The organism is Pseudomonas sp. MWU13-2100 (assembly GCF_023242365.1).
Classification (GTDB): domain Bacteria; phylum Pseudomonadota; class Gammaproteobacteria; order Pseudomonadales; family Pseudomonadaceae; genus Aquipseudomonas.
The window spans coordinates 39,095-52,743 of record NZ_JALLIX010000036.1; the positions used below are offsets into that span (position 1 = coordinate 39,095).

11 protein-coding genes are annotated in these 13,649 nt (G+C 63.3%); 7 read left to right on the forward strand and 4 right to left on the reverse strand.

Features of this window, described 5'->3' with window-relative positions; translation table 11 throughout:
* The first annotated feature begins 8 nt into the window (after positions 1–8).
* Positions 9–470: a TlpA family protein disulfide reductase gene (locus M5B99_RS22095; protein WP_248805984.1), complete on the forward strand. Its 462-nt coding sequence runs from the start codon at positions 9–11 to the stop codon at positions 468–470.
* 3 nt (positions 471–473) lie between these two features.
* Here the strand turns inward: M5B99_RS22095 and M5B99_RS22100 are convergent, their stop codons facing one another.
* The 4 genes from M5B99_RS22100 to M5B99_RS22115 form a co-directional block, all read right to left on the reverse strand.
* Positions 474–878: an META domain-containing protein gene (locus M5B99_RS22100; RefSeq protein ID WP_248805985.1), complete on the reverse strand. Its 405-nt coding sequence runs from the start codon at positions 876–878 to the stop codon at positions 474–476.
* Entirely contained in the window at positions 878–1,312 is a 435-nt protein-coding gene (locus tag M5B99_RS22105) for a hypothetical protein (protein ID WP_248805986.1), read from the reverse strand. Before M5B99_RS22105 ends, M5B99_RS22100 begins: the two co-directional genes overlap by 1 nt.
* A gap of 116 nt (positions 1,313–1,428) precedes the next feature.
* On the reverse strand, positions 1,429–2,418 hold the full coding sequence (locus M5B99_RS22110; protein WP_248805987.1) for a 2-hydroxyacid dehydrogenase: 990 nt from the start codon (positions 2,416–2,418) through the stop codon (positions 1,429–1,431).
* A gap of 68 nt (positions 2,419–2,486) precedes the next feature.
* A complete protein-coding gene (locus tag M5B99_RS22115) occupies positions 2,487–5,240 on the reverse strand; it encodes a response regulator (RefSeq protein ID WP_248805988.1) in 2,754 nt (917 codons plus the stop codon).
* A 321-nt stretch (positions 5,241–5,561) separates the two neighbouring features.
* Between M5B99_RS22115 and cysM the strand changes: the two genes are divergently transcribed.
* The 6 genes from cysM (at position 5,562) to M5B99_RS22145 (ending at position 13,645) form a co-directional block, all read left to right on the forward strand.
* A complete protein-coding gene (gene cysM, locus M5B99_RS22120) occupies positions 5,562–6,464 on the forward strand; it encodes a cysteine synthase CysM (RefSeq protein WP_248805989.1) in 903 nt (300 codons plus the stop codon).
* Positions 6,464–7,816: a 23S rRNA (uracil(1939)-C(5))-methyltransferase RlmD gene (rlmD, locus tag M5B99_RS22125; protein WP_248805990.1), complete on the forward strand. Its 1,353-nt coding sequence runs from the start codon at positions 6,464–6,466 to the stop codon at positions 7,814–7,816. Before cysM ends, rlmD begins: the two co-directional genes overlap by 1 nt.
* Before the next feature lie 119 nt (positions 7,817–7,935).
* Positions 7,936–10,179 (forward strand): GTP diphosphokinase, encoded by a 2,244-nt coding sequence (gene relA, locus M5B99_RS22130; RefSeq protein ID WP_248805991.1) that lies wholly within the window; start codon positions 7,936–7,938, stop codon positions 10,177–10,179.
* Between the two features lie 105 nt (positions 10,180–10,284).
* On the forward strand, positions 10,285–11,118 hold the full coding sequence (gene mazG, locus M5B99_RS22135; RefSeq protein WP_248805992.1) for a nucleoside triphosphate pyrophosphohydrolase: 834 nt from the start codon (positions 10,285–10,287) through the stop codon (positions 11,116–11,118).
* Between the two features lie 25 nt (positions 11,119–11,143).
* Positions 11,144–11,689, forward strand: a complete 546-nt coding sequence (locus M5B99_RS22140; RefSeq protein WP_248805993.1) for a DUF2058 domain-containing protein — start codon at positions 11,144–11,146, stop codon at positions 11,687–11,689.
* A gap of 240 nt (positions 11,690–11,929) precedes the next feature.
* On the forward strand, positions 11,930–13,645 hold the full coding sequence (locus tag M5B99_RS22145) for a ShlB/FhaC/HecB family hemolysin secretion/activation protein (protein WP_248805996.1): 1,716 nt from the start codon (positions 11,930–11,932) through the stop codon (positions 13,643–13,645).
* The last annotated feature ends 4 nt before the right edge of the window (positions 13,646–13,649 follow it).

Genomic DNA, 13,649 nt, shown 5'->3' on the forward strand with positions numbered 1-13,649 from the left:
TTGTGCACATGGCAAGGCGATTGGCCGCCGCATTGGCGATGATGGGGGCGTTGCTGCTGAGCGGTTGCGGCAACGATTACGGCGTCGACCAGAACGGCCAGAAGGTCGCGTCCGAGCGCCTGGACAAGCAGTGGAAGGTAGTCAACTACTGGGCCGAGTGGTGTGGTCCGTGCCGTACCGAGATTCCGGAGCTGAACAAGCTCTCCGAGCAGCTCAAGGGGCAGCCGGTGGAAGTGTTCGGGGTGAATTTCGACGGTTTGCAGGGCGATGACCTGCGCAAGGCCGGCGAAACCCTGGGCATCCGTTTCACGGTGCTGGCCCAGGACCCGGCGGACTTCTTCGACCTGCCGCGCAGCGAAGCCTTGCCGGTGACCTACATCATCGACGACAAGGGCAAGGTTCGCGAGCAGTTGATGGGTGAGCAGACCGCGGCTGGCGTCTTGGCCAAGCTCAAAGCCTTACGTGGCTGAACCTCAGCCCTCTTCCGACCACAGCCGCAGCGGCTTGCCTTCCTGCGGCCAGAAACGCACCTGCTCGATGGGCGAGATATCCCAGCGCTGGACATTCTCCAGCGCCTGGAGGAAGCGTTTTTCCTGCTCCATCAAGGCCGGTGCACAGAGCTTGCGGGTGCTGCCGACCTTGCCGAAGCTCAGGTTCGCGCCGTCCAGGGTGTAGGGCGCGAACCAGTGGTTGCAGCCGCCGTTGCCATAGGCCCGGCCATCGTCACCGAGGGTGATGGTCAGATGGCTGTTGTCGATCAGCGGCCGTTCGCCGATCCACTCCAGCGCGTAGCTGTGATCCTGCTGCAATTGCACCTGTTCGCCGGCGCAGCCGTACAGGCCTGCCCCCAGTATTCCCAGCATCACCGCACGTTTCATTACTTTGCCTCCTGGCATTTCGGGCACACATGTTTCTCGCCCTGTGTCGTCCAGCCCAACTCGGTGATACGCGCCGTGGCGGCTGGTTTCTGCGCGGAGTTACCGAGCTTGGCGTCCACCGCGAATTCGAAGTTCAGTTCCTTGGCGCAACGGTCGCAGTTGACCTGCCACTGGTGGATCGCCAGTTCGCCGAAGACCGGCCCCTTGGCGACCGCGACCCACTGGCCCGGCGGATTGATCAGATGGCGAACGGTATCCACGGTCAGGCGCATGGACAAGTCCTTGCTGCCCTTGAGTGTCACCAGCAGGACATCGTCGGCGCGGATCGAGCCACCGTTGCCGGTGACCTGATAACGTCCCGGCACCAGGGCGCGGCATTCGGTCAGGGTATGTTGCGGGTTCATCAGGCTGTAGCGGAAATCGTGTTCGACCATGGGTCCTCCAAATATGGCCGGTATGCTAGCACGCAGACGCCGCGCAAATGGCGGCGGCGTGCGACCTTCGATCCGGTGAGGGCTGTCGATCAGGACGTGACCCGGCCAGCGCTGCTTTAGCCGTTGACCTGGTTTTGCGCAGTACCGGCACCCCAGGCGCGGATATTGTCCAGGGTGGTCGCGGCAATCGCCGCCAGTGCCTCGTGGGTCAGAAAGGCCTGGTGGGCGGTGACGATCACATTGGGAAAGGTCAGCAGGCGCGCCAGCACATCGTCCTGCAGTGGCAGGTCGGAACGGTCCTCGAAGAACACCTGGGCCTCTTCCTCGTAGACATCCAGGCCCAGATAGCCCAATTGGCCGTCCTTGAGGGCGTCGATCAGCGCCGGGGTGTCCACCAGGCCGCCGCGCCCGGTGTTGATCAGCATCGCCCCCGGTTGCAGGTGGGCGAGGCTGTCACGGTTGACCAGGTGATGGGTGCTGGCGGTCAGCGGGCAGTGCAGGCTGATGATCCGCGACTGCGCCAGCAGTTCCGGCAGGCTCAGGTAGCGGGCGCCGAGGGCCAGCAGTTCGGGGTTGGGAAAGGGGTCGTAGGCCAGCAGTTGGCAGCCGAAACCGGCCATGATCCGGGCGAATGTCGCGCCGATCTGCCCGGTGCCGACCACGCCGACGGTTTTGCCCACCAGGTCGAAGCCGGTCAGGCCATGCAGGCTGAAGTCGCCCTCGCGGGTGCGGTTGTAGGCCCGGTGCAGGCGCCGATTGAGGGCCAGGACCAGGGCGACGGCATGTTCGGCCACCGCATGGGGCGAGTAGGCCGGGACACGGACCACGCACAGCCCCAGGCGCGCGGCGGCGCCGAGGTCGACATGGTTGTAGCCCGCCGAGCGCAGGGCGATCAGTCGGGTGCCGGCGGCGGCCAGTGCTTCCAGTACCGGCGCGCTCAGGTCGTCATTGATAAAGGCGCAGACCACTTCATGCCGATGGGCCAGGGGCGCTGTATCCAGGCTCAGCCGCGCCGGCTGGAAATGCAGTTCGAGGTCGTTGACACCCGGGAGGGCGAGGAAACTGTCCCGGTCATAGGTCTGGCTGCTGAAGAAAATGACGCGCATCGGGGGATTCCTTTCGCAGGGATAGCCGACACTCTAGCGCCGGCGTCCATTAGAGCGCTTGCCGTGGATCAGGCACTGACACGGGCCTCGACGGCCAGGCGGGCAATGGCGATGTCCAGCTCGTCCAGGGCCTGGCGGGCATTGGGGGCATCTTGCTTGAGCAGGGTTTCGCTACGCTGGCAGGCCGCGCGCAATTGCGGTACGCCACAGTAGCGGGTGGCACCGTGCAGGCGGTGCACCCGTTCGATCAGGGCGTTGTGATCGTTGGCGTTGCGCGCCTGGCGAATCGCTTCGCGGTCGGCCTCCAGCGAGGCCAGCAGCATCGCCAGCATGTCAGCGGCCAGATCGGGCTTGCCGGCGGCCAGGCGCAGGCCTTCGTCGGGGTCGAGCACCAGCAGTTCACTGCCGCCGCGGTTCTGTTCGCCGTGCCGCTCCGGCCCCTGGTTGCGCAGGGCCAGGCCGGTCCATTTGAGCACCACCTGGGCCAGTTGCCGCTCGCTGATGGGCTTGGTCAGGTAGTCGTCCATGCCGCTTTGCAGCAGGGCGCGTTTTTCGTTGGCCATGGCGTGGGCGGTGAGGGCGACGATGGGCAGCGGCGTGCTTTGCCGCTCATGCTCCCACTGGCGAATCGCCTCGGTGCTTTGCCGGCCATCCATCCCCGGCATCTGCACATCCATCAGCACCAGGTCGAAGGCTTCGCGTTGCACGGCGTCGATGGCCGCGTAGCCGCTGTCCACCGCCAGCACCCAGGCGCCCATGTCTTCGAGCAGGGTCTGCACCAGCAGCAGGTTGGCCGGGTTGTCGTCGACGCAAAGCACTCGCGGTGCCCGGCTGCCCAGGGGCTCGACAGGCTCCAGGCGTGTCGGGCGTGGGGTGATCAGTTCCGCCAGGGCCCGACGCAATTTGCGCGTACAGGCCGGCTTGGCCTGGAGCTGGCCGTGGGGGTTGGGCACGCAGAGCTGGAACAGCGTCTGTTCGGTGGTCGGGCACAGTACCAGCACTTTGCAGCCGAGGTGTTCGAGGTCCCAGATATGCTGGCTCAGCCGTTCCGGCGGCATTTCCTGGGCGGTGACCCCGAGGACCGCGAGGTCGATGGCCTGGTCGGTCTGGTGCGCCCCGGTCACCCCATTGGCGAGGTTTTGCAGGCTGTTGAACGGGGTCACCTCCAGGCCGCAATCTTCCAACTGGTGTTGCAGGGCCTGGCGTGACAGCTCGTGGTTTTCCAGGACCGCCACGCGGCGTCCGAGCAACGGCGCGGCCGGCAGGTCCTCGATATCGTCGCGGGTCTTGGGCAGGCTCAGGCTGATCCAGAATTCGGAGCCCTCGCCCGGGGTGCTGTCGACACCGATCTCGCCGCCCATCTGTTCGATCAGGCGCTTGGAGATCACCAGGCCCAGGCCGGTGCCGCCGGGTTGCCGCGACAGTGAGTTGTCGGCCTGGCTGAACGCCTGGAACAACGCCCGGACATCCTGGTTCGACAAGCCGATGCCCGTGTCCTGCACGCTGATGCGCAATTGCACGCTGTCTTCGTGTTCTTCCTCGAGCATGGCCCGGGCGACGATGGTGCCTTCGCGGGTGAACTTGATCGCGTTGCTCACCAGGTTGGTGAGGATCTGCTTGAGCCGCAGCGGGTCGCCGATCAGCGACAGCGGGGTGTCGCGATAGACCAGGCTGACCAGTTCCAGCTGTTTGGCGTGGGCCGCCGGGGCGAGGATGGTCAGGGTGTCCTGGAGCAAATCGCGCAGGTTGAACGGAATGCTGTCGAGCACCAGCTTGCCGGCCTCGATCTTCGAGAAATCGAGAATTTCGTTGATGATCCCCAACAGGCTGTCGGCGGATTTCTCGATGGTACCCAGGTAGTCGAGCTGGCGCGGGGTCAGTTCGCTTTTCTGCAACAGGTGGGTGAAACCGAGGATACCGTTGAGCGGGGTGCGGATCTCGTGGCTCATGTTGGCAAGAAACTCGGACTTGATCCGGCTGGCCTCCAGGGCCTCCTTGCGCGCCAGGTCCAGTTCGATGTTCTGGATCTCGATGGTTTCCAGGTTCTGCCGCACGTCTTCGGTGGCCTGGTCGATGCTGTGCTGCAATTCTTCCTGGGCGTTCTGCAGGGTCTCGGCCATGCGGTTGATGCCCGAGGCCAGTTGATCCAGCTCCTGGCTGCCGAGCGGCGGCAGACGGGTTTCCAGGTTGCCTTCCTTGAGCTGGGCGACGGCTTGCTTGATCTTGCCCAGCGGCGCGTTGATCGTGCGGCTCATGCGCAGGGCCAGCAAGGCGGTGCCGAGCAGCCCGGTGGCAATCAGCAGCAGGCTGGCGAACAGGCTGCGATAGCCGCGCAGCAGCATATTGTTATGGGACAGCTCCAGCTCGACCCAGCCCAGCAGGCGGTCGGCTTCTTCCGGGATCACTTCGCCGGAAATATTGCGGTGGCGGCCGAAGACCGGCAGCAGATAGCGCGTGGCGTCGTTGCCGGTACGTTGCAACAGGTGGCTGCTGTTACCGATGGGCGGCTGGTTGAGCATGCTCGGGCCGGCATGGGCCAGTTGCTCGCGGTTGGCGCCGAGAAAGGACACGGCGCGCACGTCGGTCTGTTCCAGGGACTGGGTGGCGATGCGCTCCAGCAGCTCGACATCGTTGCGGCCCAGGGCCGGTGCGACCAGTGGCGCGAGCTGTTCGGCGATCATCTCGCCGCGTTGCAGCAGTTGGGTCTGCAGGTCCGACTGTTGCAGCCAGGTGAAATAGCCACCCAGCACCAACGCCATCAGTGTGGTCGGCAGCAGGGTGAGCAGCAGTACGCGGCCTTTGATACCCAGGTTTTTAAGCACGCAACAGTCTCCGTCAGATACAGCGTCCGGCAGATACGCCCATCTTCGATTATCGGCGCGCGCATCCTGCGCCCGCTCCACTTGCGCAGTGTAGCCATTTGCGCTGGGGTAAATCTCGCAAAGTTCTCCGGGATTTCACTGGCGGTCCCGCTAAGGGAGCCCCCCTGTAGCCGATGGCTCAGCGAGTATTCTAGTCATCGAAGGTGACACACTGCTTATGGCTTATACCCATAAGCCATAAGCACCGTACTTTGCGTGATATGGAGCGCCGACGTTTGCCGGTATGATGTCAGCCCCCGCAGTCTGGATTGCGAATACGCCATGACCTTGCAGTACCCTACCATCGCCGATTGCGTCGGCAACACGCCCCTGGTTCGCTTGCAGCGCCTGCCCGGCGTCACCAGCAATACCCTGTTGCTCAAGCTCGAAGGGAACAACCCCGCCGGGTCGGTGAAGGATCGTCCGGCACTGTCGATGATCACCCGCGCCGAATTGCGCGGGCAGATCCAGGCCGGCGATACCCTGATCGAAGCCACCTCGGGCAACACCGGGATCGCCCTGGCCATGGCCGCGGCGATCAAGGGCTACAAGATGATCCTGATCATGCCGGACAACTCCACCGCCGAACGCAAGGCGGCGATGACCGCCTATGGCGCCGAGCTGATCCTGGTGACCCGCGAGGAGGGCATGGAGGGCGCCCGTGACCTGGCCGAGCGCATGCAGGCCGAAGGCCGTGGCAAGGTGCTCGACCAGTTTGCCAACGGCGACAACCCCGAGGCGCACTACACCAGCACCGGTCCGGAAATCTGGCGTCAGACCCAGGGCACCATCAGCCATTTCGTCAGCTCCATGGGCACCACCGGGACCATCATGGGCGTGTCGCGCTACCTGAAAGAGCAGAACCCTGATGTGCAGATCGTCGGCCTGCAACCGATGGAAGGCGCCTCGATCCCGGGCATCCGTCGCTGGCCCCACGAATACCTGCCGAAGATTTTCCAGGCCGAGCGGGTCGACCGTATCGTCGACATGGCCCAGGAAGAGGCCGAGGACGTCATGCGTCGCCTGGCTCGTGAGGAAGGCATTTTCTGTGGCGTCTCTTCCGGCGGCGCGGTGGCGGCGATGTTGCGCCTGTCCCGCGAAGTCGAGAACGCGGTGATGGTCGCGATCATCTGTGACCGAGGCGACCGCTACCTGTCGACCGGCATCTACGACGCGCCCAACTGATGGCCAAGCATGAAAGAGGCTTGCGCTTCCAGCCCACTGGCGGTAGCCGGGCCCCGCAAGTGCCGACGGGCAAGAAACAGCGCTTGAGCATCGAGCGGCTGTCCAATGACGGGCGTGGCATTGCCTTTATTGAAGGCCGTACCTGGTTTGTCGCCGGAGCCCTGGCCGGTGAAGAAGTCGAAGCGCGGGTCCTGGGTGCCCACGGCAAGGTGGTCGAGGCACGCACCGAACGGGTGTTCCTCGCCAGCGAGCAGCGCCGTCCCGCGCCCTGCGCCCATGCCGGGCGTTGCGGCGGTTGCAGCGTGCAGCATATGCCCCACGACGATCAGCTTGCCCTGAAACAGAGCATGCTCGCCGAACAACTGTCGCGTGTCGCGGGTGTCGAGCCGCTGGAGTGGGCGGCGCCCCTGACCGGTGCGGAATTCGGCTATCGGCGGCGGGCCCGTGTGGCCGTGCGCTGGGACGCCAAGGGCAAGACCCTTGAAGTCGGTTTTCGGGCAGCCTCCAGCCAGGATATCGTTGCCATCGACGACTGCCCGGTGCTGGTACAGGCCTTGCAACCGCTGATGCGCGAATTGCCGGCCATGCTGCGGCGCTTGAGCAAACCCCAGGCCCTCGGCCATGTGGAATTGTTCAGCGGTTCGGCGCTGGCGCTGTTGTTGCGGCATATGGCGCCGTTGTCGGCGCAGGACCTGCAAGTACTGCGGGATTTCTGTGCCGGTCATGAGGCACAGCTCTGGTTGCATGGCGAAGACGGTCCGCAACCGCTGGACCCGTCGTTGTCCCTGGGCTATCGCCTGGAGACCTGGGATCTGGAGCTGGCGTATCGGCCGGGGGATTTCATCCAGGTCAACGCCGGGGTCAACGAGGCCATGGTCGCCCAGGCGCTGGACTGGTTGAAGCCGAGGGCCGATGAGCGTGTCCTGGACCTGTTCTGCGGGCTCGGTAACTTTGCCTTGCCCCTGGCCCGCCAGGTGCGCGAAGTGGTGGCAGTGGAAGGCGTGGCGACCATGGTCGAACGGGCCGCCGCCAATGCCTTGAGCAATAATCTGCATAATGCGCATTTTTTTCAGGCCGATTTATCCCAGCCTTTGTGTGATGCCGGTTGGGCCAAAGACGGCTTTTCTGCGGTACTCTTGGACCCACCCCGTGACGGTGCGTTCGAGGTGGTGAGCAAGCTCGCCGCCCTGGGGGCCGAACGGTTGGTGTACGTGTCCTGCAATCCGGCGACGCTGGCGCGCGACACGGTTGAATTGATCAAGCAGGGCTACCGGTTAAAACGTGCCGGGATCCTCGATATGTTTCCGCAGACCGCGCATGTCGAGGCCATGGCGTTATTTGAAGCGAGCTAGGATGCTCGTCTGGTCCGACTGATCGCCGCCGCATTCTGTCAGCCCGGCCAGGCTGCGGGGGCCACAACAGGTCAGCGATTTTGACGCATTGAATCTGCGTCGTAGGGAAGGTAAGCAAGATGGTACAGGTGAGAGCACACCAGCCGATCAACACCGACGGCAGTATCAATCTCGAGGCATGGCTCGATCATACGGTGAGCGTCGATATGGCGCTGGACCGTGAGGCCTTGAAACAAGCCTGCGAATACGCACGGCTTGCCGAACAACAGACCAACGCGGCGCAGAATCTCTGGCCCGAAGGCGGTTCCAGTTTCAGTACCGGCCTGGAGATCGCCGAGATCCTCGCCGACCTCAAACTGGACCAGGACTCGCTGGTAGCGGCGGTGCTGTATCGCTGCGTGCGCGAGGGGCAGATTCCCCTGACCGCGGTCAGCCAGAAATTCGGCCCGGTGGTGGCCAAGCTGATCGACGGCGTGCTGCGCATGGCCGCTATCAGCGCCAGTCTCAGTCCGCGGCAGTCCCAGGTGCTGGGCAGTCAGACGCAGGTGGAAAACCTGCGCAAGATGCTCGTGGCCATGGTCGACGACGTCCGCGTGGCCTTGATCAAACTGGCCGAGCGCACCTGCGCGATCCGCGCGGTGAAGACCGCCGACGACGAGAAGCGCAACCGCGTCGCCCGTGAAGTCTTCGATATCTACGCGCCCCTGGCACACCGCCTGGGCATCGGGCATATCAAGTGGGAACTGGAAGACCTGTCGTTCCGTTACCTGGAGCCCGACCAGTACAAGCAGATCGCCAAGTTGCTGCACGAGCGGCGGCTGGACCGTGAGCGTTTTATCAGCGAGGTGATGAACCAGCTGGAAAACGAATTGCTCGCCACCGGGGTCAAGGCTGATATCAGCGGCCGGGCCAAGCACATCTATTCGATCTGGCGCAAAATGCAGCGCAAGGGCCTGGAATTCAGCCAGATCTATGACGTGCGCGCGGTCCGCGTGCTGGTGCCGGAAATGCGCGACTGCTACACCGCGCTCGGCATCGTCCACACCCTGTGGCGGCATATTCCGAAAGAGTTCGACGACTACATCGCCAACCCGAAAGAGAACGGCTACCGCTCGCTGCACACGGCGGTGATCGGTCCGGAAGGCAAGGTCCTGGAAGTGCAGATCCGCACCCACGCCATGCATGAAGAGGCCGAGCTGGGGGTCTGCGCGCACTGGAAGTACAAAGGCACCGACGTCAAATCCGGTTCCAATCATTACGAAGAGAAAATCTCCTGGCTGCGCCAGGTGCTCGAGTGGCATGAAGAGCTGGGGGATATCGGCGGCCTGGCCGAGCAGTTGCGGGTCGATATCGAACCGGACCGGGTCTATATCTTCACCCCCGACGGCCATGCCATCGACCTGCCCAAGGGCGCGACGCCGCTGGACTTCGCTTATCGGGTGCACACCGAGATCGGCCACAACTGCCGAGGCGCGAAGATCAACGGGCGAATCGTGCCGCTCAACTACAGCCTGCAGACCGGCGAGCAGGTGGAAATCATCACCAGCAAGCACGGCACGCCGAGCCGCGACTGGCTGAACCCGAACCTGGGCTACATCACCACGTCGCGGGCGCGGGCGAAGATCGTCCACTGGTTCAAGTTGCAGGCCCGCGACCAGAACGTCGCGGCCGGCAAGACCCTGCTCGAGCGCGAGTTGGCGCGCCTGGGCCTGCCGCAGGTGGATTTCGACAAGCTGGCCGACAAGGCCAACATGAAAACCGCCGAGGACATGTACGCCGCCCTCGGCGCGGGCGATTTGCGCCTGGCGCAATTGGTCAATGCCGCGCAGCAACTGGTGGAGCCGGAGCGTGGCAATGAACAGCTGGAACTGATTCCGCGCAAGGCCACGGGTTACAAGCCGGGCAAGCGTGGTGATATCCAGATCCAGGGCGTCGGCAACCTGATGACCCAGATGGCCGGCTGCTGCCAGCCGTTGCCGGGGGACGCCATCGTCGGTTACATCACCCAGGGGCGTGGCGTGAGCATTCACCGCCAGGACTGTGCCGCGGTGCTGCAACTGGCCGGGCGCGAGCCGGAGCGGATCATCCAGGTCAGCTGGGGCCCGGTGCCGGTGCTGACCTATCCGGTGGATATCATCATCCGGGCCTACGACCGTTCCGGCTTGCTGCGTGACGTGTCCCAGGTGCTGCTCAACGAGCGGATCAACGTGCTGGCGGTCAACACCCGCTCGAACAAGGAGGACAACACCGCGTTGATGTCCCTGACCATCGAGATCCCGGGGTTGGATGCATTGGGGCGCTTGCTGGGGCGGATTTCCCAGTTGCCGAACATCATTGAAACCCGGCGTAACCGTACCCCATAAGATCGCTATCAAACCTGTGGGAGCGGAGCTTGCCCGCGAAGCTTTTTAGTGGCCTCAGGGGCCTCTTCGCGGGCAAGCTCCGCTCCCACAACGAGATCATCATCGATGTACAGCCTTCAAGACCTGCTCCACCTCATGGCCCGTCTGCGCGACCCGCAATACGGCTGCCCCTGGGACATCAAGCAGACCTACGCGACGATTGTTCCCTACACGCTGGAGGAAGCCTACGAAGTCGCCGACGCCATCGAGCGCAGCGACTTCGAGCACTTGCAGGGTGAACTGGGCGACCTGCTGTTCCAGGTGGTCTATTACAGCCAGCTGGCCCGGGAAGATGGGCGCTTCGAATTCGACGGCGTGGTCGACAGCATCACCCGCAAGCTGATCCGTCGTCACCCCCACGTCTTTCCCACCGGCGACCTCTACGCACCCGTGGACCTGCCGCGCTTGAGCGAGGAACAGGTCAAGTTGCGCTGGGACGAAATCAAGGCCCAGGAGCGCGCCGAAAACCACCGCGCCCCGGAACAGCTGTCCCTGCTCGACGATGTCCCGGCCGCCTTGCCGGCCTTGTCCCGGGCGGCGAAGTTGCAGAAGCGCGCGGCCGGTGTCGGTTTCGACTGGCCGCACGCCTTGCCGGTGGTGGACAAGATCCGCGAAGAACTCGACGAAGTGCTCGAAGCCATGGCCGACAACGACCCGGCGGCGATCACCGACGAAGTCGGCGACCTGCTGTTTGCCGTGGTCAACCTGGCCCGGCACCTCAAGGTCGACCCGGAAAATGCCTTGCGTGGCGCCAATGGCAAATTCGACCGACGTTTCCGTTTTATCGAACAGGCATTGCGCGACACCCACCGTCCCATGGAAGATTGCACCCTCGAAGAGTTGGACGCCTTGTGGGGCGAAGCCAAACGTCAGGAAAAGAATAGGCCCAGCTGCGGCTGAGCCGTTGCCCAAGTGAGTAAGCACCATGAGTCTTTCCCTTCGCGACCAGTTGCTCAAAGCAGGACTGGTCAACCAGAAGCAGGCCAAACAGGTCGGCAAAGAGAAACAGAAACAGCAGCGCCTGGTCCACAAGGGCCAGATCGAGGCTGACGATACCCAGGCGCGCCTGGCCCAGGAAGCGCAGGCCGAGAAGGTCAAGCGCGACCAGGAACTGAATCGCCAGCAGCAGGAAAAGGTCGAGGCCAAGGCCCGCGCGGCCCAGGTCAAGCAATTGATCGAAACCTCGCGCCTGCCCAAACTGACCACCGAGGACTACTACAACTTCGTCGACGACAAGAAGGTCAAGCGCTTGTCGGTCAACACGCTGATGCGCAACAAGCTGAGCAACGGCTCCCTGGCGATTGTCCATCACGCTGGCGGTTACGAGGTGATCCCTCGTGAAGCGGCGCTGAAGATCCAGGAGCGGGCGCCTGAGCGTATCGTCCAGCTCAACGTTCTGGCCGAGACCCAGGTGCCGGACGAGGATGATCCGTACGCGGCCTACCAGATCCCTGACGATCTGATGTGGTAACCCGCTGAACACAACAAACCCCGCCGAAAGGCGGGGTTTGTGTTTATGGGGGCTGCGCTACTGAATGGGCTCGTTACGGGAAGCTGATCATGAACAGGGAGCCCGCTGGCGATCCGGGCCGCCCGACGTGACGGGTTGTGTCGGCACTGAAATAATTTGGTACAATTTATTGACGCCATTAAATAGCCACCTTATGATCGCGCCCCGTTGATGGCATAAGGCTATCTAGAGGGATCTATGATGTGGGTTTTGGCGCTCAGGACGAGGCGTGGTCTGCTGTCCGTTATCTTTTTGCTTGGGGTTTTCGGCACGGCTCATGCCGCTCCCACCCCGGGTGATACCGACCTGATGCGTGATCGTCAGGATCGCCTGCTCGACGAGCAGCGCCGCCGTCTTGAAGAACTCAAGGAGCTGCCCGGTAAAGCGGCGGCTCCCGTGACGCCGACGGCTCCGGCCGAGACCCGCTGTTTCCCGATCAAACGCATCGACCTGCAAGGTGCCGACGCCTTGTCCGCGAGCGAGCGCGAACGCCTGCTCAAGCCTTACATCGGCCAGTGCCTGGGCGTGCCGCAGCTCAATGAGTTGCTCAAGGTCATCACCGATCGCTACATCGAAAAGGGCCTGGTCACCAGTCGTGCCTACTTGCCACAGCAGGACCTGTCCACGGGCAACCTGAAGGTGCTGGTGGTCGAGGGCAAACTCGAAGGGCTGAAGGGCGCCGACGGCAGCGGCCTGTCCGATCGCGAACTGGCGATGAGTTTTCCGGGCAGGCAGGGCGAGTTGCTCAATCTGCGCGAGATCGAGCAGATGGTCGACCAACTGAATCGCCTGCCATCGAACCAGGCGCAGATGGAGCTGGCCCCGGGCAAGGCTGTGGGTGGCAGCGAGGTGCTGGTCAAGAACACCCCGCAGAAACCTTGGCGTGCGGGACTTTCCTACGGCAACGACGGGCAGCGAAGCACTGGCGAGCAACAGGCCGGGACGACCTTCGATTGGGACAGTCCGTTGGGGTTGGCTGATCAGTTGTCCTTGCGCGCCGGCCATGATGTGGTCAGCGACCAAACGAAGAACTCGCGCAACGCCATGCTCTACTACAACCTGCCATTTGGCTGGTGGAACCTGAGCTACACCTACAGCGAAAGCGACTACCGCTCCCAGGCCCAGGCCAATGGTTTCAACTTCCAGCAGACCGGCGATAGCCAGAACAATCAGTTGAAGCTGGAACGGGTGATCTACCGCGACGCCGTGAGCAAGACCTCGCTCAGTTCTGGCCTGAGCACCTTGCGCACCAATAACTTTATCGAAGGCAGCAAGCTGGCCCAGAGCAGCAACCGCCTGAGCGAAGCGCAGTTCGGCATCAACCATGGTCGGCGGATCGGCAGCGCCTTCGTCAACCTCGACCTGGGGATGCAGGACGGCATCAGTGCCTTTGATGCCCAGGACAATGTCGCGAATTTCACGCGGGGATTACCCGACGCCCGTTATCGCAAATACACCGCCACACTCAGCTACCTGCAACCGTTCAAGCTATGGGACGAGTCGTTCAGCTTCAGTAGCCTGATGACTGGCCAGCGTAGCCAGGACGTGTTGTTCAGTTCGCAGCGTATGAGCCTGGGGGGGCAGTCTTCCATTCGTGGCTACAAGGATCAGACGTTGTCCGGTGACAGCGGCGGTTACTGGCGTAACGACCTGCGCTGGAGTCGGCCGGTCACCTGGGGCTGGTTGCAGCCCGTGCTCTCCGAGTACGGCACCAGCCTGGGTTATGACCAGGGCGTGATCCGCCATGACCGTTACAACGCCGAGCAGCACGGGCGCATGACCAGTGACTCTATCGAGCTGTTTGCCCGGGGCAAACATATCGCCGCCACCGTGACGTTCGCCAATTCCCTGGAGCGACCGGCGCCGATTACCGAACGCGAAGCACCGATCTATTTCCGTATGGATTTCTTCCTTTAACGCC